We start from the raw sequence: 24,303 nt of genomic DNA on the forward strand, positions 1-24,303 counted from the left end.
CGCTATAGCGGCAAGGACGAAGTCATGCCTGAGGAAAAGTTGATTGGCCCCGTCGAAGTCGTGCGCGATGAAGACGGGTACTGGTATCACCCGAACATTCCGGACTTCGACGAAGACGCCGAAGCATGGAAAGCGTGGCTCGATGCTCAAGCCCTGAAGGTCATCGGTTGGCATATGGATTCCGATTTGGGAGTTCATCCCTACTGGGATGACGATGCGTGCCATTGCCTGGGTTGGGAGCCCGAAACGCCGTCCGGCGATGGCTGGTTCCTGCTCGGAATTTTCGACACGGACGACGGCCCATACGTGCAATGGGCGCGCCGCGAGGTGACGTCATGATCTTCGCCCCGCTCTACATGGCCCACCTGATCTACAGGGGGCCGTGGCGATGAACAACAGGATTGTCTGTCAGTTCAGTTGCGGCGCTGCCTCGGCGGTGGCCACCAAGCTGGCCCTAGCCGAATACGGCGCCACTCACGACGTGCAAATCGTCAATGCATTCCTGGCAAATGAGCATCCCGACAACCGCCGCTTCGCCCTGGACTGCGAAGCGTGGTTCGGCCGCCAGGTGACTGTGCTGCGGGATGAGAAGTACGGCGCTGATGCTCAGGAGGTGTTCCGGCGCGAGCGGTACATGAAGAACCAGTACGGCGCGCCATGCACCAAGTTGCTCAAGCGCAGGCTGCTCGACACCTGGAAGCAGCCAGGTGACGTAATGGTGTTCGGCTATACCGCCGAAGAGGCTGATCGCCTGGCTGACTTCCGCGAGCGCAACCCTGATCGGCCCGTTATTGCACCGCTGATTGATCGCGGCCTGGGCAAGGAAGACTGCAAGGCAATGATCGAGCGCGCCGGTATTGAGCTGCCGCTGATGTACCGCATGGGCTACGACAACGCCAACTGCATCGGCTGCGTGAAGGGTGGCGAAGGTTATTTCCGTGCTATTCGGGAAGATTTTCCGGAGCAATTTGAGGGGCTGTGCCTGATCCAAGACGACTTGGGCGAAGGCTCCTACCTTTTCCGCAACCGGACTACCAACGTGCGGTTTTCCCTGCGCGACCTCGGCGAAGGCCCAGTGCGGCGTAACGAGAAGATCCCGTCCTGCTCGTTTTTTTGCGAGATGGCCGAAGCCGACATCGCAGACAACGCCTAACCCCTCCCCCAACTCAACAGCCTGCCGGTGTACGGCGGGCGAGGAATTTGTATGTCCGCACTGAATCGCTTCCACGAAACTGCGAGCGATGCGCTGGAGAAGATCAGCGCCAGCCTTCCTGAAGGCGCAAAGCTCTGTCTGACCATCTACACCCCAGAGAAACCAGAACTCGACATCGTTCTGCAGGACAAAGGACTCGACTTGAACGAGGTGGTTTCCACCCTGCGCCGGCGTGGCCTGAGCATCGACGGCGACAACGCCTACAAGCGCGACCTGCTGGACGCTGTAGTCGGTGCACTGGCGTTCGGCGCGCAGAACAACAACGCGCCACCGGCCGGACATTGGGGCCAGCGCTTCTGGGATATCGGCCGAGAGGAACGCGGGCTGCACGAAGAGCTGGTGGCGGCGCTGAAACTCAACCGCGAGAACCTCCGCGCCTGCCAGGCAACCATTCACCTCGCAGGCGGGTTTGATCCGGCCTACGTCGACGACGCACAGGCCGCGATGGCAGTCGCCGACGCACTGCTGGCCAAGGTCGGCGCATAACCCATCACCACCTTCTGCCGCCACGCGCGGCATGGAGCAACACAATGGAAACTGAAATTCTCTCCGACGAGGAGCTGGCCGAGCTCACCGGCTACAAGGCCCGGGCCTACCAGCGCCGCTGGCTGATAGATCGCCAGTGGGTGTTCGTCGAAAGCCGCGGCAAGCGCCCACTGGTGGGTCGGATGTATGCCCGCATGAAGCTGGGCATGATCAGCCCGACAATTGCCGATCCGAACCCGCCGCCGGCTGCACCGGTATGGACACCTGATTATTCGCGAGTGAACTGATATGCGACCCCGCAAGGCCGACACACGCAACTTGCCACCCCGGATGTACCAGTGGACGCGAACACGGAAAAGCGGAAAGGTCTGGATCTCCTATTTTTATCTGGACCTCACCGGAAAAGCGATACCGCTGGGCAAAGACCTGGACCAGGCCAGAATCAAATGGGCAGAGCTGGAAGCCAAGGAAAAACCACTCGACCTGCGCACGATGAAGGGGATTTTCGATAGGTACATCCGCGACATCGTGCCGAAGAAAGCCCCGCGCACGCAAAAGGACAACCTGGCGGAAATCAAGCAGCTACGGACGATGTTCGATAGCGCACCGATTGACTCGATCACGCCGGCAACGATCGCTGGTTACCGCGATGCCCGATCAGCAAAGGTACGGGCGAACCGGGAAATTGCCACTCTCTCCCACATTTTCAACATTGCTCGGGAGTGGGGCCTGACGACAAAGCAAAATCCTTGTCAGGGCGTACGCAAAAACAAAGAGACACCGAGGGATTACTACGCGAACGACGTGGTTTGGGAGGCGGTTTACAGGAAGGCAGCTCAAGAGCTGAAAGACGCAATGGACCTGGCTTATCTGACCGGTCAGCGGCCGGCAGATGTGCTGGTCATGAGAGACGATGATATCCAGGGCGGATACCTCACCGTCCAGCAGAACAAGACGCATAAGAAGCTGCGCATCCAGATGACTGACGGCAGTGAGTTGAACAGTTTGGGGCTGCTGATTACAGCAATGGCTGAGCGCAATGCCCAGCACATTTGCAGCTATTTGATCGTGAGTGGGCGCGGCAAGCGCATGACCGCGAAGATGCTGCGCGACCGCTGGGACAAGGCCCGAGAAAAGGCCAAGAAGCAGGCTGAGGAATTGGGTGACACGCTACTGGCTGAGAAAATCGGTAGCTTCCAGTTTCGCGACATTCGGCCGAAAGCAGCATCGGAAATCATCGACGTAGCCGATGCGAGCCTGCTACTGGGTCACACCAAAGGTGACATTACAGAGCGTGTCTACCGCCGCATTGGTGCTATTGCCAAGCCCTCGAAATAGCTCGAAAACTCGTTACAAAACTCAAAACCCGCCCCTTGTAGAATGCGGTCTACAGGGGTGCCGAAAAATAAAAGTATTGGAACGAAAATTCTCTGGAAGCCGCGTATTTAGAGGCTTTGAATATCGGTCTTGAAAACCGTCGACTGTAACAGGTCCATGAGTTCGAATCCCATCGCCTCCGCCATATTTGATACGACAAAGCCCTGATTATTCAGGGCTTTGTCGTTTCTGACATTCAGAAATCTTGCTCATCTCTTTCTGGATCGTTTCCGCATCTATTCGGTCATTTCCGCAACCCTGCTCTTTCGACATCACTGAAAAGGGATAGGTAACTGCAAGACGCTACTCTGCCAGCCTTAACTGCAACCGGCTTCGATGGGATAAGCCTGCTTGCAGGGCAAACGCCACGACCACCGTCGCCGGCGCGGAAAAACTGCTCAGCCCATCCCCGGCAAACATCAACGCCAGCCCCAGCGCTGTCGCCCCGAACCACGCCGTCAGTCCCACCGGATTGAATGCCGCCACTCGCTCCAGCGCCGCCACATCACTGCGTCCATAAAGAATCTGTGCCAGCGCCACACCGACCCAGGCCACCACAAAAATACCCTGATAGGCCAATGCTTTGAGGAGGTAGGCGAACACGTCCGCGAGCATCAAGCCGTAGACGATCACACCGACCACCAACGCCCACATCAGGTACGAACCACGCACGCCCAAACGGCCGAAGAACGCTTGCATGTTCAACGTCGCCAGATAGTAGTTGGCCGTGTTGATCCGGGTTTGCGTGGCCCAGACGAACAACAATCCCCACAAACCCATCAACTGCAGGATCGCCATCACCACCGACACTTCGTTCAGCGCGCCGTCATGAGGAATACTGCTGACCAGATAGATCCCCGCCGCGCCGTTGAGCAGGAATGTCACTGCATAGAACGGCATGCCGAAGTTCCAGCGGCCGTGGTACTCGGCGTCTTGAGATTTGCCGAAACGTGCGTAGTCGAAGGTGAACAGCATCAATACCCAGACGCCCATGTAGGCGACGAAGCAATGCCACCAGCCGAATGCACTGGGGGTTGCCGGGCCGAAATCCAGCCATTGCGGCTGATAGCCATAACGGCTGATGGACAGCCCCACCGCCACCAGCAGACCGCCGAGGTACACCGGCAGCAACACGCCGTTGAGCTTGTCGAGCCAGTGTTGCACGCTGCCGAGGATCATCGGCACGCTGTAGAGCACCACCGCCAGTGCCGCCAGCGGATAGATCAATTGCGGATACAGGTGATTGAGCGCCACGGCGATCACCGAGCCTTCGAATACCGCGTAGTAGATTGCCGTGGAAAAGAAGATCAGCGTTGCCAGACACGCGCCAGTGCTGCCGAACAACAGCCGTGAGAACAACGCCACCGACAAGCCGCTGCGAATCGCAAAACGGCTTAGCACACTATTGATCAGACCGTAGCTGATCACCGACAACACCATGCCGATCAGCGCATTGCGCGCACCGAACGACAGTGCCAATGACGCGCCGACCACGATGTAAAACATCGCGCTGCACACCGCCCACCAGGCCATGGTCAGCGACAGTCGCCCCATGCGCGCCTGGTTCGGTACGGGATGATGGGCCGGATCTTGCCCGGTTTGACTCGATTGCGATAAAGCAGCCATATGCGTGAACTCCAGAACCAGTCAAAGGTTGAAGCGCGGGCAGCCGTCACCGCACCGAAGTGCGGCGTTGGCTTACCGTTTGGCATGGCCCGCGCGATGCGGCGGGCAGAATCAGGAAGGGAACAGCTTGCTCAGGCAGCTGAGTTTTTTCTTATAGGAGCGTCGTGCTTCCAGCGCTTCTTCGAGGGTCACCGCGACAAAGCGGGCCTTCTGATTGGGTTGCATCTGGCCAATCAGATCGAGGTCGGCGCTGATCACCGTGCCGATCATCGCGTAGCCGCCACCGGACACTGCATCGCGGTGCAGGACAATCGGCTCAAGCCCGGCCGGGACCTGGATGGAGCCGATCGGGTAGCAACTGTCGACGATGTTCGACGGATCGGAACCGGCGCCGAACGGCTGCTCGCGGGGCTGAAAGCTCAGCGCGCTGCCGCCCTTGAAGCGATAGCCGATACGGTCTGCTTCCGAGCCGACCGTCCATGGCTCGGCGAAGAAACTCTTCGCCGCAGATTCGCTTAGGCGCTCGTAATACAGGCCCGGCACTACCCGCAGGGTGATTTCGCCGCCCAGCGATTGGCGCAACGCCATGGGCAGACTCGCCCCGGCACGGCCCCTGCCACTGGCAGCGCCTACCGGCAATTCGTCGCCTGCGACCAGTCGGCGCCCTTGAAAACCGCCGAGCGCACCGAGCGCGTAGGTCGAGCGACTGCCGAGCACCACCGGCACATCAATCCCCCCCGCCACCGCCAGATAAGCCCGGGCGCCGGCCTTGGGAAAGTCGAAACGCAGCACTTGGCCTGCTTTCACCTCGAAGGCCGTGTCGTGGTGCATTTCCACACCCTCGACCCGTGGCGTCATGTGCGCGCCGCAGACCGCGACCAAGGCGTCCTGCTGAAATTCAAGTTCCGGGCCGAGCAACGTGCATTCCAGCGCGGCAGAACCTGCCGGGTTGCCGACCAGTTGATTGGCTGCACTGAGCGCGTATTGATCGAGCGCGCCCGAGGGCGGAATACCCAAGTGGTAATACCCCTCGCGGCCCAGATCCTGTACCGAGGTCGCCAGGCCGGGTTTGAGTACCTTGATCATGCCAGCACCTCCTGCAGCGACTTGGGATAACCGATCGGATCGGCAAGAAACGCGTCCAGCGAAAACTCCACCGGGCGAATCCGCAGATCAAAGCGTCCGGCGTCCACTTCGGCCACAGCTTGGTCGTAGGCCTCACGATCGATCGGCTTGAACTGCACGATGTCGCCCGGACGGAAAAACACCATGTGCTCCTTGAGGTAGGTGAGGTTCTGTTGCGGGTCGTAGATCGGTGCCGGCGTGACGCCAAACATCTGATAACCGCCGGCACCGCGCACCGAATAAATGCAACCGAAGCAGCCGCCATGACCGAGGGTCAATTTCGGCGTATCGGTGCGTGGTCGCAGGTACTTCGGCACCTGCAACTGACGCTCACGTTCAACCATCTGAAACATGAACGGCAGCCCGGCGACGAAGCCGACCATCGAGACAAACCACGGTGCACCGCTGTGAGCGGCGATGAACGCATCGACGTCCGCCAGACCGTTAATGCGCGCGGCGTATTCCAGGTCGGTGGCGCTGGGGTCCTGATGGCGGTCGCGAAAACGCATCAGGGTTTCGTGGGTCCACGGGTCGTTGTACAGCACCGGAATCTCGATGATCCGCGTATGAAGAGTGCGCTCGGCAACCGCCTCGGCTTCAGCCCCCTTCACCGCTTCCAGCAAGGTGTGCGGGGCAATACGATCGGGGTCAAAGCGGATCTGAAACGAAGCATTGGCCAGACACACATCCAGCACGCCATCCAGCGCCAGCCGTTCCACCGCACGGGTGACGGCCAGGCCCTTGAAGAACGCATCGAGGGACATGCTGTCGCTGACTTCGGCAAACAGATGCTCGTCGGCGCCGAAGCTGTAACGGATCGGCGTGCTCATGCTTCACCTCCACTGCGGCGCGCAGTCAGCCAGGTTTCCAGGGTGCCGGTGTGGAAGTCGGCGCTGTGCAGCCACGGTTGTTCCAGCAATTCGCCGTGCAACGCCAAGGTGCTGGCCATGCCGGACAATGTGGTTTGCTCTACCGCCGCCCTCGCCCGGCTTAAGGCTTCGGCGCGATCAGCACCGTGCACGATCAGCTTGGCCAGCAGCGAGTCATAGTAAGGCGGCACGCGGTAGCCTTGATACAGATGAGTGTCGACGCGAATGCCTTCGCCCTGCGGCCAGATCAGTTCCTCAACCAGCCCGGGACTGGGGAAGAAATCCCGCTCCGGGTCTTCGGCGTTCAGGCGCATCTGCAGCGCGGCACCGTTGAGTTGAATGTCACTCTGTTTGAAGCCCAGCGGCTCGCCGCCGGCAATGCGCAACATGGCTTGAACCAGATCGATGCCAGTGATCAGTTCGCTGACCGGATGCTCGACCTGGATCCGCGTATTCATCTCGATAAAGAAGAATTCGCCGGAGGCGTCGTCATACAGATACTCAAGAGTGCCGGCGCCTTTGTAGCCCAGGGCTTCGGTCAGGCGCACGGCGCTGGCACAAAGAGTTTCGCGTTGCTGCTGACTGAGAACCGGCGACGGCGCTTCTTCGAAGATTTTCTGCCGGCGACGCTGCAGTGAGCACTCGCGTTCAAACAGATGCACAGCGTGCTGACCGTCGCCCAGCACCTGCACTTCAATGTGCCGCGCTCTGCCGATAAACCGTTCCAGATACACCGCACCATTGCCGAACGCGGCCTGGGCTTCGCGCTGGGAACGGGGAAACTCTTCGCGCAGTTGCTCGACGTTTTCCGCCAGACGAATACCACGCCCGCCGCCACCGGCCGAGGCCTTGATCAACAGCGGGAAACCAACGGTTTCGGCAGCCTTGAGTGCCGATTCGACGTCGAACAGTTCACCCGGTGAACCCGGCACCACCGGCACCCCCGCCGCTTGCGCGGTGCGTCGGGCTTCGGCTTTATCGCCCATTCGGCGGATCGTCTCTGCGCTCGGCCCGACAAAAATCGCCCCGGTCGCCACAACAGCTTCGGCAAAATCCGCGTTCTCCGAAAGAAAGCCGTAACCCGGGTGAACCGCATCGGCACCCGTGGCCTTCAAGGCGCCAAGCAATGCTTCGACATTCAGGTAACTTTTATCGGCGCGGGCCGGGCCAAGGATGTAAACCTCATCGGCCATGCGCGCTGCCTGGGAATCGACGTCCGCCTCGCTGCACGCGGCAACAGTGGGAATCCCCAATTCCTTGGCGGCGCGAATAATCCGCACCGCGATCTCGCCACGGTTGGCGATCAGTAATTTATGAATACCTTGGGTCATGATCGCGTCCTCACTCGTCGTCGAGTGTTGCGATGACTTGACCCGGCTCCACCGGATCACCGTCTTCTACCAGGAATGCGCTGAGGCGACCGGCCGTCCCGGCGGTCAGTTCGGAAAACTGCTTCATGACCTCGATCAGGCCAATCACCGTGTCGGCGCTGACCTGCGCGCCCACCTCGACGTAGTTCGCCGAGTCCGGAGTGGCTTTGCGATAGAAGGTCCCTGGCAACGGGGTGATTACAGTGTGTTCGGCCATGTCTGTTCCTTTTGGAATAGTTGTAGAAAGGCAGGCAAAAAATGCAGCGTTGGGCAAACCCTGGCGTCTGTGTGCCAGGTGTTTTCTCAAGAATTCAGCGTGGTGCGCGCACCTTGATCCTGGCGTTATCGAGTGCTTGGCGTGTGGCCTCGACCAGCGCCAGCGCACCCGGGGTGTCGCTGTGCAAACAGATCGAATCGAACTCGATCGGCAGGTCTTCACCCTCGACCGTGCGCACCACGCCTTGCTGACAGGCACGCAATACCCGCGTAGCGACCTGCTCCGGGTCGTAGGCGCGCACGTTGCGGGTGAAGACGATGGAGCCGCTGAGGTCGTATTCGCGGTCGGCGTAGAACTCGCGGATCACCGGTTGGCCGAGTTCTGTGGCGACTCGCCAGATCACCGAATCGGGCATGCAATACAGCAGCAGTTCCGGTTCCAGACGCTGCAGGTTTTCCACCAGCAGACGCGCGGCCTCCTCGTCCCGGGCCAGGTGCATATAGAGCGCACCGTGGGGTTTGATGTGTTGCAGCGCCACGCCCTGAACCCGAGCCAATTCACGCAGGGCGCCCAACTGGTAAAGCATGTCGTCGACCAGTTCCTGGGCCGGAGCGTTGATGTGCCGACGGCCGAAACCGACCAGATCACGAAACCCCGGATGCGCGCCGACCGCCACGCCCAGACGCTTGGCCTGTTCGACGGTGCGGCGCATGGTGCCGGGATCGCCGGCATGAAAACCGGTGGCGACGTTTGCCGAGCTGATGAAACCCATCAGTTCGTTGTCGACGCCATCGCCGATGGTCCATGGGCCGAAGCCTTCGCCCATGTCCGAGTTGAAATCTACTGCTTGCATGACGCTTGCTCCTGACGCTTGTGACTTCATGCAGGCCAAAGTAAATTCCAGATCACCCCTTGGGAAGATCTATTAACAGATAGGCCATCTTCTGAAAAACAGATAGCCTGAAGAAAACGACGACCGCGTCGACCGGAGTGTTCATGTCACTGACCTTGCGCCAAGTGCGCTATTTCGTCGCCACCGCCGAGATCGGGCAAATTTCCCAGGCCGCAATTCATCTGAACATTTCCCAATCGGCGGTGACCACGGCGATCAAGGAACTGGAAGGTATACTCGGCACCCTGCTCTTCCAGCGCTCGGCGCAAGGCATGAGCCTGACCGATGCCGGGCGGCACTTTCTGAATCGGGCCTATGTGATTTTGCGCAGTGTCGATGACGCGCTGAACAGTCCGTTGCCGGACATCCGCGCGAGCGGCGTGCTGCGCCTCGCGGCGAGCTACACCGTGTTCGGCTACTTCCTGCCGCACCATTTGCAGCGACTGGAGCACTGGCATCCCGACGTGATCATCGAAGTCCACGAACAGGAACGGCAAGCCATTGAACAAGGCCTGCTCGAAGGCCGGTTCGACATGGCCGTGGTGCTCACCGCCAACCTCACTCATCCGGACATCGTCTCCGAGACACTCTTCAACTCCGAGCGCCGGTTATGGCTGCCGAGCCACCACCCGTTGTGCGAACGTTCGGCGGTCAGCCTTGCCGATGTGGCGAAGGAGCCGTTCATTCTGCTGACCGTCGACGAGGCCGAACAAAGTGCCATGCGCTATTGGGAAAACGCGCGCCAGCAGCCGAACGTGCGAGTGCGCACCAGTTCGGTGGAAGCGGTGCGCAGCATGGTCGCCAATGGCAGCGGCGTGGCGATCCTTTCGGACTTGGTGCACCGCCCCTGGTCGCTGGAAGGAAAACGCATCGAAACCCTGACCATCACCGACAAGGTCACTCCAATGAGCGTCGGCCTGGCGTGGCACCGTGAACAGGAGTTCAGCCCGGCGATGCACGCGTTTCGCAATTATTTCCACGATGCATTTCTGGCGCCGCAACAGCTGTCTGCGAGACGCTGAAAAAAGCCAAAAGTCCCTCTCTCTTTTTGTTGTTTTCCAGGATGAGCTTTTTGAGTCATTTCCGTCTGTTGTGACGCAAAGATTTTGACCGTTCCCGGGCCTTCACGAACGACCGTTATCTGCCAAAAGAGGTCATAAAGTGTCTGCAAAAGCTGGGACAATTCAGTTTTGATAGTTGTCTGTCATGCGCTAACCCTTCCTTTTGGGAGGAAAGGCTTTCCTGATAGACGCTCGCGGTTAGCGCTAATACCAATTCGACATATGCCAGCTCCGATTGCCTTTTTTACAAGACGCCGCCCTGACCTCTTCGCTGCAATCGCCTTGACCTCCCCCCCTCTTCACCTACACTCCCCGGCACCGGCAGTAAGCTCGTATCGGTGTTTTCCTGGACAATCATCTCAATGCAGTCAGGGATGCACGGAAAACTATTCAGGAAATGGATTCCGGAAACCATTGAATAAACGGGGCGTACTCCGAAAAGCCAAACGAGTAGGAATTTAAATAGGGAGATTTAATTCATGACAGCTCAAGAACATCTTGTTGGTGGATGGACCCCTTACCACAAACTGACTCCCAAGGATCAGGAAGTCTTCAAAGAAGCACTGGCCGGCTTCGTTGGCGTGAGCTACACGCCCGAAGAGGTTTCCAGCCAAGTCGTTAATGGCACCAACTATCGCTACAAGTCGAAAGCTACGCTTCCGGGTTCGCCAAACGGCTGGCAAGCGATCGTAGAAATCTACGCGCCAATTAATGGCAAGCCGCACATCACTCAGATCCATCGGATCTAAAAAAAGCTCCAATCTTCGGGTCTTCGCAGTCTAAGGCCCGAAGATCGATCAAGCCCTCAGAGTGCCTGATCTCAGAAGTCCCGCCCTCCGATTTCCCATCCGCGCGATCAAGTATCGACCCAGCGTAGCGAATGAGTTGCCTCCACTCCTTCAACGAGGTGATCGGCTGCAAGCGCGAGGATCTGGTCGCCAATCTCCCGCAGCGCCTGGCGCCTTCCATGAAGGGCAAGCGAATTGCAGTGAGAGTTCGGCCGTGACCGGTCGCCAATGGGCGCGCCGCCTGATCACCTGGCGCGGCGCGTTCTCTTCCCTCGGCGTTTTCATATTCATTATGCTGCTCACCGCCCTCGCCGATCGCATCACTCAATAAACCAAGCATTCAATCGCTGCGCACCGCGCGGCAAGGATTACTCATGTCCACGAATACGCGGAGCTGGGATCAGGTCAACACGACCGATCCGAGTGCCACCAAAATCTTCAACCGTGTGCACCAGCGCCGCCGACAGACCTGGCTGGACTTGCCGGCCAGCGGAATTGAAGAGGTGGGCCATGGCCAAGAGCAATGCAGAATTGCAGAAGGACAAGCGCGCCAAGGAGAAGGCGCTGCTCGAGCGGATCGGCGCCGAGAAGCGTTCGCTGATTGTTTCGAAAGCGCTCGATGACGCCTTGCTGGTTCTCGGCGAGCGCCACGGCTTCGAGGGAATGGCAGGAGACGGTGTCGACGTTCATCATCAATCTGGCCGGCGCGCCAGCTGATGAATCGGCGCGCTTCGCCAGCATGTCGCGACCGGAATTGGTGATTAAGGAAAAGTGGTCGCGGCAGCTTGAAGAGTTCGCCAAAGTCGGAGTCTGAAGCAATTTACTGTCAGCACAATAGATACCAGCTCTATTCTGAATCCTCTGAATCTCTTGGTAAAAATGCCGCTTTACCGAACATTTCTAGGTCGTGTTGAAACGCCGCAATGGTTCCGGAAGCAGCTGCTCGCTCGGGGTTTTTAGCTATAGCTTTTTCAATAACCGCTTGTTGATTTGGATTGATTTCCTTATACAACTGAGAGATCTCCTTTGCCTTGCCGAAAATATATTGCGCAAAACCCTTCGGCCAATAGTAACTTTGCGGAAAAAGCCTTCCCTCTTTTAGAGAAACGCGACTAGATCTCATCTGCTTTGATTCGCTATGATTCGCGAGTCCAAGAAGAATAAATTTCGGCAGTTTGGTATAAACCATAACTTGACCTTCCCCAACCAGCACATCCATGTGCATAGTCCTAAGGAAGTAACGATTTATATTTTCTGGCAGACCAACCCCAGCGCTCGCACTTTCGATCACGTCCAACGGATAAAGATGCTGTTCATAGGTGCCGAGATTGCTACTATTCCCAAGAATAAACGATGACAACCCTTGCAAAATTGCCATTTCGATCTCGTCAATGCTCTCATCTGATCGTGGGTTAACTGAACGTATATAACTCAATGTTCGCCAGCTAAGAGATGCGCAAAATTTTGCCAACCATTCGCCGTAGCGAGCGCTATCCGCTTCATTCTTCACAAATGGATAAAATATTTTGTTTGCAAACTCTCGTTCCCAACCCGAGAACAATTGCTCGCACGACTCGCAAAGCCAATAATCTTTAGCTATGTCCTGCGCCCTCTTATTTATATTTTGATTTAACCGTATATACCCTGTTGCTGAAGAGTCCTTCACCCATTTACCAACGAACTTTGGAATGAAATGACTCAACTTCAACTCCCGATGTTCGCCGCATAGTTTGCAATCCCCTTCTACCATTCAACCACCCCATTTTGTTCAAAACAATACCTTTTAATACCCCACTTCTACGAATCACGCCAGCCGGCGAGGATTATGGAAGAGAGGGATCGGGAGGATATGGTCCAAGCACTTTTTGTATGTTAGGCCAAACCATAAACGCTCTAGTGGCTTCGCCACCGCTGGTGCAATAAACCAAAAATTCCGTATTGCTGCCGCTGCTCACACGATATCGGTATCTATGGCAGCCCTTGATCCCTGCTTCGCTAAGCGCACGCGAGATGCTGAATTCTTCAGCTTTGATCCATGGCGCCGGGTACATTTGCTCAAGGGACTGTTCTGAACTCTGCGATCTATACGTCACATTTGCGGAGACTCTTTCGGAGTCTGGTCGATTTTTACTATCGATCATCCCCTTCCCGACGAGGCCGGTAAGCCCAAGAGCCAAAACTATCCCTATGGTTCTTCTCTCCACGACTGCTGGCCTCATCTAAAAGACAAAGATCATGTCAGTTTGAACTGATCTAAGTCCATTGATTAGACCTTTGACTATCACCCTGCACCGCCCGGGCATGCCCCGGCATAGGACGCCCCATGCCCACAGGAAACCTTATTAACTGCCCAGCACTACACAAGCGCAGCAACAGCTACCCGTTTGGTAATCGTGTCCCGTGCACTGTCCGGATGCTGAAGATCGTCACCGCCGACCCAATGCCCTGCATCGGGCTTGCCTACATCAAGGGCGATGTACCGGGGGCCACGGTCGGCCAATCGTATTTTGTGTGGACGAACAGCCACGGTGCCGTCGCGGCGGCGCTGCCAAACGGCAAACACCTTGGGCTGCGGCAGCGGAGTTGAGGTAGACACCTGGCACGACCTTTCGCCAGCACCAGCAGTGACTGGAGTGACGCTCGTCGTCGATCGCGCCAACCGCCTGTACCTGCCCGGCCCCATGACTGGCTTCGAAGACTTCAACTTCCCCGCCTTCAACAAGATGGCCGCCGAGCTGCGCGCCCGCGGCTACGTGGTCGAGAACCCAGCAGAGCATGGCGCCGTCGACGGTGCGGACTGGGCGGACTACATGGCCTACGACCTGACGCGGCTGGGCTTGTGCGGTCAGGTGGCGGTGCTGCCAGGCTGTGAGAATTCGAAAGGCGCCCGGCTAGAGGTTCACATTGCCCGCGAGCTCGGAATGGCGGTCGTGAGTGCCCATGATCTGATATCGATGGAGATTGCAGGATGAACGAAGTAATCCGTATTGGGTGAATGGCGACGGTTACCTGTTCAGATGCTCCTCAGCCTGGGAGCCGAAAGACGACGAGCTAGTGATGTGGCCGGACTTCAAGCCCGTGCAGGATGAACGTGACGCTCTGCAACTGCGCCTGAACGCAGCGGATCAGCGGATTGATGATCAGGCAGGGCTGCTGCAGCGCTGTGTGATGGCCGTTAGCGAGCAGCAATGTGATCCGGGTGAAGCGGATTTCGATCTTCCTGCGGAGCTTATGGCTGATATCGATGCCCAGCTTTCAGCCAGCACCGAGCCGGAACAGGATGATGATTGGCACATGAACCCATGCAAGCAAGGTCACCGCGATGTCGGTGCGTCGGGCGGTGTGGCGGCGTGCAACCAGTGCGACGAGAAGATCGAAGCGGCTACGACGCAGAAGGCTTTCGACCAGTGGAATGCATCACATCCACCAGCGACTGAAATGTCTGGTCAGCCCTTCACCGAGCAGTTCCTCGAAGACCACGTCGGCAAACTCCCGCAGTGACCCGTAACTCCCTCCCCTTCAAAGTCAGACGAAGATCAGGAGGAATTTAACATTGAAGAAAATGATGATAAGCGCCGTCAACAGCCCAGGTGAGCGCATGACACCCAGTAGAACGTAGATGAAAGGGTTCAACATCAGGCCGAGCAAAAAAAGAGCCCAAGCGGCCATTCTCAAAGGAGCCGGGTCAAAAAACGTCCAGATAGTTAGCCCGAGCCAAACAGCCCAAAAAAAATACATCGTCACGCCATCTACCCGGAAAAACGCCCGCTTGAACGTTTGTCCAACATTATCTGTCTCGTTGAGCATCTGGCCCACCGCAATAACTGACTCATATCGATAGTAGCCGTAGCTTCAAAAAACCTCTGATCCCTCCCTTCCTCTGTACGACAAAGCCCTGATTATTCAGGGCTTTGTCGTTTCTGTAATTCTAAGATGTGTTCGTCAACTGCGTTGATCCAGGCGCTGCTTCCTTCACTTCAAGCTGAGGCTGACGGGCCGTTCAAGGGCGTGAAAGCGTTTTCAGACGATCTACCAACGCCGCTTCAAAAATGACGTACAGCTTTTCAGCATCGCCGGCACGCAAAACCCCACTGGTTTCCAACCCAAGCACGAAGCCATCTGCGCGAGCCCCTGCCTTCACCGCGATGATCATCGAGTCTGCCCGGACAACCTGCGCCAGAAGCCGATCAGCTTCACGCCGCATCTTTTCGTTCAACACTACGCCTTCCACTTCCTCACCCTTATATTCAGTGTGATATCCAATAAATTACCGAACATTACCCGCCTGATCAAAGCTAAAACGCTGGTGATGATCCCTGGCGTCTGATGCCAATGATCCTTCGCTATGGCAGCCATCAGGAACCTTTCAAGTGAACGACTCCGTTATGTTTAGAATCAAAACGGGCAGTTTCAAGCGCGTTTAGCAGTCGCCAGCTCGATCATTCATTACCGGAGAACAATGCATGCCTCTCAGTGAGACCATTCACAGAGCGTTGCTAAGCGCAGAGGAACGTTCCTCTATCGCTGAAATTGAAGCTACAACCAATATTCTGCAGCTCGTCACACGCATGACCGGAACGCGCTTCGCGGCGATCGCAAAATTCACCGAGACGGACTGGATAGTCTGTTCCGCCTACGATCCGATCGAGCTTGGGATCAACACCGGCGACACCCTGGAACTCGAGACCACACTTTGCAGTGAGTTTCGCAGAGACCCGCAGGTGCTTTTCGTGCCACAAATAAGTCGCGACGGCAGGTTTTCCGCACGTCCTGTGGTGAAGCAATATTTGATTGAAAGCTACGCAGGGGCGCCTATTTTTCTTCCTGACGGACAACTTTGGGGCGCGTTGTGTGCATTGGACTCGAGGGCCGTCATTTTCGACGACCCGGATCTGGCGGACACGTTAGGCCTGTTCGCGAGACTGATCGGCTGCATCTTCTACTCGAATCTGACAGAGGCCGGCAGCGGCTACAGCAAGAACGGCTAAGGCGTTAGCGAATAACTAAAAAACAGCCCTGAATATTCAGGGCTGTTTCATTTGTCGCGTGTGTAAACTGACAAGATGCCGATACCGTGCAGGGACACCGAATCACGGCAGCAGCACTTACTCCAAGGAAGGCAGGAATCTGAACAATGTTGGAACATATTTGGCGCAGCATCCATTCACCGGGCTACTTCCCCAACGTCATGGAATGGATGGTCGATATTCTCCTCAACCCGTTTATGGTAGTCATGTGCCTGATGGTTGGAGCACTGGCCGGTAATTGGTGGAGAGCCATCCCCTACGGTGGCCTCACTTGTTATGTAGTGTTCTTGAGCCGGTCGCCTTTCTATCGATGGGACAGCATTTTCCCAGAAGCCGGCCTGCCTGCGCTGTTGATTGACGGCGCGCTGCTTGCCCTCCTCGGCTTTTATTTGAAAAGCGTGCTCAGAACCCACGCAGAAGCAAAGCCCGAGGGCCATTGGTTGCGCTGGCTTTACCGAAGCTTGAGGGCCGTCATGCTGACAGTCGTGGTGATGTTCTGGGTACTCGTCTTGCTGTTCGTGGTGATCTTCACCGTCTCGGTCGCTACCCAGCCGTCAGTGGTGCACTGAACGTCCTGCTGCCAGCCAGTATCTGTACGAAAAGTCATGGCCCGCCTGGAGCGGGCCCTTTATCACCCAATGGCCTGACATCTTCACGCCCGCAACCAAGCAGGATTTTATGTTGGAATCCGCGAAGCCTCGACCCCACCTTCATCGTTGTCCTCAGCCCTGACCAGCACATTGCTGTCCTCGTCAATCTGATACGGAACGTCAGCCTCTACCCCGTCGATCCCGGTCTTGACGACCACGTTGGTGTAGCGCTTGCCATCCCAGGAGCGGAAGACCAGGGTTGAATTCTCCCCGCCTGAAAGCGTTGAGCCGAGGCTCCCGATGAGTCGGCTGTCGGCACCGGCGGTCAACACGCAGTTTTTGCCGGCGGTCAGCTTGCTGCGATCTCCTGCCATTAGCACACAATCGTCGCCGGCCGTGAGTTTGCTGCGATCGCCAGCCGTCAGGTAACTGTTGCTGCCGGCCAGGAGTTTGCTGCGGTCGCCGGCTGTCTGGGTGCTGTCGGCACCGGCAGTCAGCTTGCTGCGATCACCCGCCATCTGGATGCTGTTGGCACCGGCGATCAACGTGCTGCGAGAACCCGCTGTTTGCGAGCTGCCCTTGCCGGCGATCAACATGCTTTTATGCCCGGCAATCTGCGTGCTTTCATGGCCCGCGATCAGGGAACTCTTATGACTGGCGATCTGGTTGCTGCCATATCCGGCCGTCAAGCTGCTGCGCATTCCGGAGGTCAGGCTGCTGCCATACCCGGCAGTCAGGACACTGTGCAGTCCACTGATCAGTGTGCTGCCGTAACCGGCGGTCAAAAAGCTGCGAACGCCGCTGGTCAAGCTGCTGCCGTAACCGGCGATCAGCGAGCTGTCTTGTCCTGCAACCCCGGTGCTGCCATACCCGGCGGTGAGTGTGCTGTCGCGCGCCGCCATCTGGGTGCTGCCATAACCCGCGGTCAGCGTGCTCTCGTAACCGGCAGTCTGCGAACTGCCGTAGCCGGCCATCAGCGAACTGCCAAATCCTGCGATTTCCGTACTGCCGTAGCCTGCGGTCAGGGTACTGCTGTCGAGTGCAGTGAGCGTGCTGCCATACCCCGCCGTCAGGATACTGTCGTACCCCGCGGTCTGGGTGCTGCCATATCCGGCGATCAGGGTGCTCTCGTACCCTGCGGTCGAAGTGCTGCCATAACCCGCCGTCAGGCTGCTGTTGAAGCCGGCGGTTTGCGTGCTGCCATAACCGGCAACCAGCGTGCTGCTATAGCCTGCCGTTGAAGTGCTGCCATAACCGGTGGTCAGCGAACTTTCTTCCTGGGCGGTCTGCGTACTGCCGTAGCCGGCGGTAAGGGTGCTGCCATAGCCAGCGGTTTGCGTACTGCCATAACCGGCGATCAGTGTGCTTTCGTAGCCAGCGGTCGAGGTACTTCCGTAGCCGGTCGTTAACCAGCTTTGCTCCTGAGCTGTCTGGCAACTGCCGTAACCCGCCGTCAACGTGGATTCGTAGCCTGCGGTCTGGGTGCTGCCGTAACCGGCAATCAGCGAGCTTTGATAGCCCGCCGTCGACGTACTGCCGTAGCCAGTGGTCAGTGAGCTATTGTCCTGCGCGGTTTGCGTGCTGCCGTATCCGGCAGTCAGGGTGCTTTCATACCCCGTTGTTTGAGTGCTGCCATAACCTGCGATCAACGAACTGTTGAATCCAGCGGTCGAAGTGCTGCCATATCCCGCAGTAAGTGAACTGTCTTCCTGAGCAGTCTGGGTACTCCCGTAGCCCGCGGTCAGGGTGCTTTCGTGTCCTGCGGTCTGCGTGCTTCCATAACCCGCGATCAGCGAACTGTCAGGGCCGGCGGTGCTCGTGCTGCCATATCCGGCTGTGAGCGAACTGCCTTCCTGTGCGGTCTGTGTACTGCCGTAACCGGCAGTCAGAATGCTGCCGTGTCCGGCAGTTTGAGTACTGCCGTAACCGGCGATCAACGAGCTGTCGTAACCCGCGGTTTCCGTACTGCCGTAGCCTGCAATCAGGTCACTGCTTTCCTGGGCGGTCTGAGTGCTGCCATAACCCGAGGTCAGAATGCTTTTGTAACCGGCAGTCTGGGTGCTGCCGTAGCCTGCAATCAGCGCACTTCCGTGACCGGCGGTTTGCGAGCTGCCGTAACCGGCAGTCACCATGCTGCCGGGGCCAGTGGTGGCCGTGCTGCCGTAACCGGCGGTGAGGTCACTGCCTTCCTGGGCAGTTTGCGTACTGCCGTAACCCGCGGTCAGCGAGCTTTCCTGCCCAGCAGTCTGCGTGCTGCCGTAGCCTGCGATCAGTGAACTGTCGGAGCCGGCGGTGCCCGTGCTGCCGTAGCCTGCGGTGAGATCACTGCCGATCTGCGCGGTTTGTGTACTGCCGTAACCCGCGGTCAGCGAGCTTTCTCCGCCAGCCGTTTGCGTGCTGCCGTAGCCGGCAATCAGCGAACTGTCCGAACCTGCGGTACTTGTGCTGCCGTAACCGGCGGTGAGATCACTGCCTTCTTGGGCTGTCTGGGTGCTGCCATAACCGGCGGTCAAGGAGCTTTCTCCGCCGGCCGTCTGCGTGCTGCCGTAACCCGCGATCAGCGAACTGTCGGAACCGGCGGTGCTGGTGCTGCCGTAACCGGCGGTGAGATCACTGCTCTCTTGGGCTGTCTGAGTGCTGCCATAGCCGGCGGTCAGGGAGCTTTCTCCGCCAGCCGTTTGCGTGCTGCCATAGCCGGCAATCAGCGAGCTGTCGGAACCGGCGGTGCCGGTGCTGCCGTAGCCGGCGGTGAGATCGCTACCCACCTGAGCGGTTTGCGTACTGCCGTAACCAGCGGTCAAAGAACTTTCGCCACCGGCAGTCTGTGTACTGCCATAGCCAGCTATGAGCGAACTGTCCGAACCTGCGGTACTTGTGCTGCCGTAGCCGGCGGTGAGATCACTGCCCTCCTGGGCGGTTTGCGTACTGCCATAACCGGCAGTCAGGGAGCTTTCTCCGCCGGCAGTCTGGGTGCTGCCATAGCCGGCGATCAGTGAACTGTCGGAGCCAGCGGTGCCGGTGCTGCCATAACCGGCGGTGAGATCGCTACCCACCTGAGCCGTTTGCGTACTGCCGTAACCAGCGGTCAGAGAGCTTTCGCCACCTGCAGTCTGCGTACTGCCATAGCCGGCAATCAGTGAACTGTCGGAGCCGGCGGTGCCGGTGCTGCCATAACCGGCGGTGAGATCGCTACCTGCCTTGGCTGTTTGTGTGCTGCCGTAACCCGCCATCAGCGAGCTTTCATCTCCGGCGGTTTGTGTACTGCCATAACCTGCAATGATCGAACTGTCGGACCCCGAAGTCCCGGTACTGCCGTATCCCGCAATAAGCGTGCTGCTATCGCCGGCGGTTTCAGTGCTGCCGTAGCCTGCAATCAGCTGGCTCTGACTGGCGCCAGTGAGCGTACTGCCGTAAACCGCTGTTTCGAGTTTTTGCGTGGCCCTTACAGTTGTACGGTGACTGATGACATCGGGAAGACTGCCAGCAATAACCGGGAGCCCGGGAAGTGTCTCGATTGTCTCGGATTGCACCTCAGGAAACTCAAAAGTCTCAATCAAGTTCTTCGTCGACGCTTCATAATCAGCCGCATTATCGGCGATGTAATCCAATGCGCTATTTCGCGTCCCCACGTGAACGACTTCTGCACGGGAAAACTTGACGCCTTCGTCGTCCTCGAGAAATATCAAGTCGCGTACCGCCACTTCGCACACAACCCATCGCGCATCCGCCTGCATGCTCAAATGGGCGTTTGTACCTTGGCCCCAAAGCAAGCCAGTCAGCCCATTTTCAAGTTTTCTCGTCGGCTCCCAAAACCTGCATTCCACCGGTCCTGAAACGGGCCATATCAGACCACAGTGGTCGGCCATGTTATTGGCGCATGTTCTCAGGACCAGCACTTTTTCGGTTTTCATTTTGCAACACCTTTACAACTTCAATCTCTAAAATCCCTTGGAGACAAACGTCCATAATATATTTCCCTGCTCAAAACCCACGCAGGTAACAGCCATCGAATTAACAGAAGCATTCGACTGCGCAGACCTTGAACTAAACATGAAACTCTTGAGAACCCGGAAACCTATGGCTCGAGGCGAAGAGAGGGGCCGTATTGCCTTATCGAGGCGGCATAGGACATGATTGGACAGATCCATATTTAAAAGAAGTAAAACGAAGTAGATTTCATCGATGATTAGAAATACTTAACGTAAAACCCCATCGCATACATCATCTATATACGACAAAGCCCTGAATAATCAGGGCTTTGTTGTTTCTGCCAGGCGCATCTGGATGGCGGCAAATCAAAATGGCTAGTGCGTCCTCAGCCACTATGCAGCCGCACTCTCATGCTCGCTTTCATGAACATAAACCCACGAGATTCCCGATGGCGACGTGGGGTCCAGACGCATAAGCGCCGAATCGACTTTCTTCTTGGTGATTCCGTCTTTGACGAGATCGAAAACCGTGAGGAAGAGGTCGCCCGGCAGAGGCGTGATCGAAAGATTGATGATGTGCGATTCGGGGCTGCCAACACGCTTCCCGTACAGCCCCCAAAGTCGCTCCCAGTAGTCCGCCCGATCCATGATCTGACCATCCGTGAGTACCACTCGGAAGTCACTCGCCAGCGCATCGTACAAGGGTTTGATGGCGCCCTCGGATTGCGAAGCCACACCGCGTGACCACGGGAAAAAGAGGTTGTACCAACGGTATACCTCTGCTTCGACGAGCGCGCTTTTATCGGATGTTTCGGGTACTCGGCTGATTGCCATCTGTGTTCTCCTTAACAAGCAAAAGGTGGCGGGCACTGCGTTACAGACCGGGAGTCTGGATACACATTCGCCAGAGCGATGCACCGCGCCTTATTCAAGATCCTTCCTGAAATCAACGTCATTGAGGCCAACTGAATCAACGTTTAAATACTGTGTGGTACCTCCTGTCACTTTAACGACCGAGCCACAAAAGTAGTCGCTTGGCAGCCAGGTTGCATTGGAAGCTGACCAACGGTTTTAGTCATGCACCATGACGAAATCCAGATCGACGAGTTCATCGGGTCGGCAACGACGCAGATCACCAGAGTCCCTGCACAAACCGGTCACGCCCCAGCGTCTTGGCGTTGTACAACGCCTGATCTGCGACCTCGATCACCCCTTGCAGGCTTTCCAGTTGCGACCCCGTGGCCGTAGCGATGCCGATACTCACACTCAGCCGTCCGAACGGACTGGACGGATGTGAGATGTTCTCTTGTTGCAAGCGCTCGAGGATCAACTGAGCCACCACTGCGGCACCCTCACTGTCGGTGGCCGGCATGATCACGCTCATCTCCTCGCCGCCGTAACGTGCCACCAGATCCGACGGGCGCCGCACACATCCCTCAAGGATTCTGCCGACCTTCTGCAGGCAGGCATCGCCGGCGACATGCCCGAATGAGTCGTTGAACAGTTTGAAGTAGTCGATATCGATCATCAGCAACGCCAGCGTCGTGCCGTCACGCTGCGCGCGCCGTGCTTCCATGGCGAGGCTTTCATCGAAGCAGCGCCGGTTGGCCAGACCAGTCAGCGCGTCCTTCATCGCCAGCAACTCAAGCTGGCGATTGGAGGCGAGCAATTGCTGCTGCGTACCGCGCAATTGATCTTCAGCCCTGGTACGCCTGCGGATATCCAGAATCAGGAACCAGCCGATGAGCCCGGTAAGTCCCAGCAGCCCGATGACGACTACTGCCGAGAGCCATGCTTCCATGCGCCACGCAGCGAGGGCCTCGCGCTTGCCGAGTGCGACGGTAGTAATCAGCGGCAGCCGGTCACTCTTGCGGAACGCATAGAGCCGCTCGACGCCATCCAGGCTGGAAGTAAACGACGCGGTGCCGACGGATCGATCGACCAGATACTTCTCATAGATCGGCGATTTGGAAAAGTTGCGGCCCATGTCCTGCTCACGGAAGGGATAGCGCACCAGCAACGTACCGTCGGTGTAGGACAAGCCGATGGCGCCCTCCTGCCCCACATCGATCTTGCCGAACAGACGCAGGAAGTTTTCGACGCCCAGGGTCACCGCCACCACCCCGGCAAACTCGCCGTGCGCATCATTGAAACGGCGGCTGACGGTAATCACCCACTCCTGATTGGAGCGGCTCTGGATCGGCGGACCGATAAAAGTCTCGCGGCCTGGATCGTCACGGTGATGGATGAAATAAACACGATCACTGCTGTTGGCCCCGGCCGGAATCGGTCGGTTGGACGACATCAACCATCGGCCCTGATTGTCGTAGATGGTAATGCCGCTGAGCTGTGGCATCAGCGGCTCCTGACGATTGACCAGCGCGCTCAGACGCTGGATCTGCGCAGGGCCACTGCCTTCGGTTTCCAGGCGTTCGACGAGTCCAAGCAGCAGCAACGAACTCTGGCGGACGATCCCTTCGGAGTAAGTCGCCAGCGCCTGGGTCAGGTTCAAGCCATGAACGTTGACTTCCTCCAGTGCCCGCTCTCGGGAGGCCAACACTTTCCACACCGTCAGTGACGCGAGGGAACAACCGATCACCAACAACAAAAGCACAACCAGGTGGGTATCACGCTTCACATTACTACCTTTGGGAAAGTCCGGTTTTCCGTTTCAACGACTGGTGGATCGACGCAATGGCGGCGGCCATTTGTCCTTGTTTTGAACAAGAATACAAGCAGCGGCGGATAGATTATGTAGCGCAAAAACCACGACAAGAATGCCAGTCCAAACCGTCGCCAGGCTTTCAGGATTTGACAGGGCTGCGCAACCCCAAAGCCAACTTTCTGACGCCTGTTTCACGACCCTTTTACCCCGTTTTGCCAGGCATAAAATTTTGGCACTTTTGCACAACAAGTTGACATCCAAAAGCATGCCACGGGTCACCGATATCATTAGAGTATGCGCCCTTAAAAAGGAAAGGACTCTTGATGACTCAGTCACTCTCACGGCGCGTTGTGGCGATTACCGGCGCCCTGGGGAATCTCGGCGAGACCCTGGCGGACATGGCCGCAGCCCAGGGCGCAGATCTGGTGCTGATCGATCGGGCGATGATTACGCTGCCCAGTTCGCACAATCGACTGGTCCTGTCCGGGATTGATCTGACTTCCTTTGCCGATTGCCAGGAAGTCGCCCACCAGATCAATCGCTATTTCGGTCGCCTTGATGCGCTGGTCAACGGCGCCGGCGGCTATGCGTGGGAGCCGTTGCTGGGCGGTGCGATAGAGGCCTGGGATCGGCTCTACTCGCTGAACCTTCGAACCGCATTGAATGCCAGCAAAGCCCTGCTGCCATTGCTGCTGCAATCCTCGGCAGGACGCATCGTCAACATCGGTGCGAGCATGGCGGCCAAAGCCGGGCTGGGCATGGGCGCTTACGCTGCGTCGAAATCCAGCGTACTGCGCCTGACCGAAAGCCTCGCCGAAGAGCTCAAGGACATGAGCATCACGGTCAATGCCGTGCTGCCGAGCATTCTCGACACCCCGCAAAATCGTGAGGCCATGCCCGACGCCGAACATCAGCGCTGGGTGACACCGGCGCAACTGGCGGCGGTCATTCTGTTTCTGATCTCGGAACAAGCGTCGGCCGTCACCGGCACCGGCATTCCGGTGATCGGGCGCATGTAGGGTCTATTGACGCCGCGCGCCTTGGCGACGTCGCTTTCTTCACCTTTCG

26 protein-coding genes and 1 tRNA gene are annotated in these 24,303 nt (G+C 57.7%); 15 read left to right on the forward strand and 12 right to left on the reverse strand.

The window, feature by feature from the left end:
* Positions 1 to 24: 24 nt before the first annotated feature.
* From LCH64_RS23755 to LCH64_RS23780, 6 genes are all read left to right on the forward strand, one after another.
* Entirely contained in the window at positions 25 to 339 is a 315-nt protein-coding gene (locus tag LCH64_RS23755) for a hypothetical protein (RefSeq protein WP_226501448.1), read from the forward strand.
* Positions 340 to 388: 49 nt separating this feature from the next.
* Entirely contained in the window at positions 389 to 1,153 is a 765-nt protein-coding gene (locus LCH64_RS23760) for a hypothetical protein (protein ID WP_204895606.1), read from the forward strand.
* 51 nt (positions 1,154 to 1,204) lie between these two features.
* Entirely contained in the window at positions 1,205 to 1,699 is a 495-nt protein-coding gene (locus LCH64_RS23765; RefSeq protein ID WP_226501449.1) for a hypothetical protein, read from the forward strand.
* Between the two features lie 44 nt (positions 1,700 to 1,743).
* Positions 1,744 to 1,986, forward strand: a complete 243-nt coding sequence (locus LCH64_RS23770) for a DUF4224 domain-containing protein (RefSeq protein ID WP_095135434.1) — start codon at positions 1,744 to 1,746, stop codon at positions 1,984 to 1,986.
* 1 nt (position 1,987) lies between these two features.
* Entirely contained in the window at positions 1,988 to 3,037 is a 1,050-nt protein-coding gene (locus LCH64_RS23775) for a tyrosine-type recombinase/integrase (protein WP_226501450.1), read from the forward strand.
* Between the two features lie 94 nt (positions 3,038 to 3,131).
* Positions 3,132 to 3,221 (forward strand) — tRNA-Ser (locus tag LCH64_RS23780).
* A 158-nt stretch (positions 3,222 to 3,379) separates the two neighbouring features.
* Here the strand turns inward: LCH64_RS23780 and LCH64_RS23785 are convergent.
* The 6 genes from LCH64_RS23785 to LCH64_RS23810 form a co-directional block, all read right to left on the reverse strand.
* Positions 3,380 to 4,702, reverse strand: coding sequence for an allantoin permease (locus LCH64_RS23785; RefSeq protein ID WP_226501451.1), 1,323 nt, complete (start codon positions 4,700 to 4,702; stop codon positions 3,380 to 3,382).
* 111 nt (positions 4,703 to 4,813) lie between these two features.
* Positions 4,814 to 5,788, reverse strand: a complete 975-nt coding sequence (locus LCH64_RS23790; RefSeq protein WP_226501452.1) for a biotin-dependent carboxyltransferase family protein — start codon at positions 5,786 to 5,788, stop codon at positions 4,814 to 4,816.
* Positions 5,785 to 6,657 (reverse strand): allophanate hydrolase subunit 1, encoded by an 873-nt coding sequence (locus tag LCH64_RS23795; RefSeq protein ID WP_226501453.1) that lies wholly within the window; start codon positions 6,655 to 6,657, stop codon positions 5,785 to 5,787. The genes LCH64_RS23790 and LCH64_RS23795 overlap by 4 nt, the downstream gene beginning before the upstream one ends.
* Positions 6,654 to 8,027 carry an acetyl-CoA carboxylase biotin carboxylase subunit gene (locus tag LCH64_RS23800; RefSeq protein WP_226501454.1) on the reverse strand — a complete coding sequence of 458 codons (1,374 nt, stop codon included), beginning with the start codon at positions 8,025 to 8,027 and terminating at the stop codon, positions 6,654 to 6,656. Before LCH64_RS23800 ends, LCH64_RS23795 begins: the two co-directional genes overlap by 4 nt.
* Positions 8,028 to 8,037: 10 nt before the next feature.
* Entirely contained in the window at positions 8,038 to 8,283 is a 246-nt protein-coding gene (locus LCH64_RS23805) for an acetyl-CoA carboxylase (protein WP_095191478.1), read from the reverse strand.
* Positions 8,284 to 8,377: 94 nt separating this feature from the next.
* A complete protein-coding gene (locus LCH64_RS23810; protein WP_226501455.1) occupies positions 8,378 to 9,136 on the reverse strand; it encodes a 5-oxoprolinase subunit PxpA in 759 nt (252 codons plus the stop codon).
* Between the two features lie 143 nt (positions 9,137 to 9,279).
* Between LCH64_RS23810 and LCH64_RS23815 the strand changes: the two genes are divergently transcribed.
* From LCH64_RS23815 to LCH64_RS23825, 3 genes are all read left to right on the forward strand, one after another.
* Positions 9,280 to 10,197, forward strand: a complete 918-nt coding sequence (locus LCH64_RS23815) for a LysR family transcriptional regulator (RefSeq protein WP_226501456.1) — start codon at positions 9,280 to 9,282, stop codon at positions 10,195 to 10,197.
* Positions 10,198 to 10,715: 518 nt separating this feature from the next.
* Positions 10,716 to 10,985 (forward strand): hypothetical protein, encoded by a 270-nt coding sequence (locus LCH64_RS23820; RefSeq protein ID WP_103483306.1) that lies wholly within the window; start codon positions 10,716 to 10,718, stop codon positions 10,983 to 10,985.
* A 549-nt stretch (positions 10,986 to 11,534) separates the two neighbouring features.
* Positions 11,535 to 11,741: a hypothetical protein gene (locus tag LCH64_RS23825; protein WP_226501457.1), complete on the forward strand. Its 207-nt coding sequence runs from the start codon at positions 11,535 to 11,537 to the stop codon at positions 11,739 to 11,741.
* Positions 11,742 to 11,871: 130 nt separating this feature from the next.
* Here LCH64_RS23825 and LCH64_RS23830 read toward each other — a convergent pair whose 3' ends face one another.
* Positions 11,872 to 12,726 carry a hypothetical protein gene (locus tag LCH64_RS23830; RefSeq protein WP_226501458.1) on the reverse strand — a complete coding sequence of 285 codons (855 nt, stop codon included), beginning with the start codon at positions 12,724 to 12,726 and terminating at the stop codon, positions 11,872 to 11,874.
* A gap of 711 nt (positions 12,727 to 13,437) precedes the next feature.
* On the opposite strand from LCH64_RS23830, the gene LCH64_RS23835 reads away from it, so the two are divergent.
* From LCH64_RS23835 to LCH64_RS23845, 3 genes are all read left to right on the forward strand, one after another.
* Positions 13,438 to 13,611, forward strand: coding sequence for a hypothetical protein (locus tag LCH64_RS23835; protein WP_226501459.1), 174 nt, complete (start codon positions 13,438 to 13,440; stop codon positions 13,609 to 13,611).
* A 46-nt stretch (positions 13,612 to 13,657) separates the two neighbouring features.
* Positions 13,658 to 13,996: a DUF4406 domain-containing protein gene (locus tag LCH64_RS23840; RefSeq protein ID WP_226501460.1), complete on the forward strand. Its 339-nt coding sequence runs from the start codon at positions 13,658 to 13,660 to the stop codon at positions 13,994 to 13,996.
* A gap of 85 nt (positions 13,997 to 14,081) precedes the next feature.
* Complete coding sequence (locus tag LCH64_RS23845; protein ID WP_226501461.1) at positions 14,082 to 14,525, forward strand: hypothetical protein; 444 nt, start codon at positions 14,082 to 14,084, stop codon at positions 14,523 to 14,525.
* A gap of 24 nt (positions 14,526 to 14,549) precedes the next feature.
* On the opposite strand, the gene LCH64_RS23850 is transcribed toward LCH64_RS23845, so the two are convergent.
* Together LCH64_RS23850 and LCH64_RS23855 are read right to left on the reverse strand one after the other, a co-directional pair.
* Entirely contained in the window at positions 14,550 to 14,831 is a 282-nt protein-coding gene (locus LCH64_RS23850; RefSeq protein ID WP_226501462.1) for a hypothetical protein, read from the reverse strand.
* A 193-nt stretch (positions 14,832 to 15,024) separates the two neighbouring features.
* Positions 15,025 to 15,255, reverse strand: a complete 231-nt coding sequence (locus tag LCH64_RS23855; protein ID WP_226501463.1) for a hypothetical protein — start codon at positions 15,253 to 15,255, stop codon at positions 15,025 to 15,027.
* Positions 15,256 to 15,487: 232 nt separating this feature from the next.
* Here LCH64_RS23855 and LCH64_RS23860 point away from each other — a divergent pair, with 232 nt between their 5' ends.
* A complete protein-coding gene (locus tag LCH64_RS23860; RefSeq protein ID WP_226501464.1) occupies positions 15,488 to 16,012 on the forward strand; it encodes a GAF domain-containing protein in 525 nt (174 codons plus the stop codon).
* Positions 16,013 to 16,158: 146 nt separating this feature from the next.
* Positions 16,159 to 16,620, forward strand: coding sequence for a hypothetical protein (locus LCH64_RS23865; RefSeq protein ID WP_226501465.1), 462 nt, complete (start codon positions 16,159 to 16,161; stop codon positions 16,618 to 16,620).
* A gap of 107 nt (positions 16,621 to 16,727) precedes the next feature.
* On the opposite strand, the gene LCH64_RS23870 is transcribed toward LCH64_RS23865, so the two are convergent.
* The 3 genes from LCH64_RS23870 to LCH64_RS23880 form a co-directional block, all read right to left on the reverse strand.
* Positions 16,728 to 20,552: an Ice nucleation protein gene (locus LCH64_RS23870; protein ID WP_226501466.1), complete on the reverse strand. Its 3,825-nt coding sequence runs from the start codon at positions 20,550 to 20,552 to the stop codon at positions 16,728 to 16,730.
* Between the two features lie 411 nt (positions 20,553 to 20,963).
* Positions 20,964 to 21,404: a hypothetical protein gene (locus tag LCH64_RS23875; RefSeq protein ID WP_003224418.1), complete on the reverse strand. Its 441-nt coding sequence runs from the start codon at positions 21,402 to 21,404 to the stop codon at positions 20,964 to 20,966.
* 298 nt (positions 21,405 to 21,702) lie between these two features.
* On the reverse strand, positions 21,703 to 23,208 hold the full coding sequence (locus tag LCH64_RS23880; protein ID WP_226501467.1) for a sensor domain-containing diguanylate cyclase: 1,506 nt from the start codon (positions 23,206 to 23,208) through the stop codon (positions 21,703 to 21,705).
* Between the two features lie 350 nt (positions 23,209 to 23,558).
* Between LCH64_RS23880 and LCH64_RS23885 the strand changes: the two genes are divergently transcribed.
* Positions 23,559 to 24,254 carry an SDR family NAD(P)-dependent oxidoreductase gene (locus LCH64_RS23885; protein WP_003224415.1) on the forward strand — a complete coding sequence of 232 codons (696 nt, stop codon included), beginning with the start codon at positions 23,559 to 23,561 and terminating at the stop codon, positions 24,252 to 24,254.
* Positions 24,255 to 24,303: the final 49 nt, after the last annotated feature.

Source organism: Pseudomonas sp. MWU16-30322 (assembly GCF_020515535.1).
Classification (GTDB): domain Bacteria; phylum Pseudomonadota; class Gammaproteobacteria; order Pseudomonadales; family Pseudomonadaceae; genus Aquipseudomonas; species Aquipseudomonas fluorescens_H.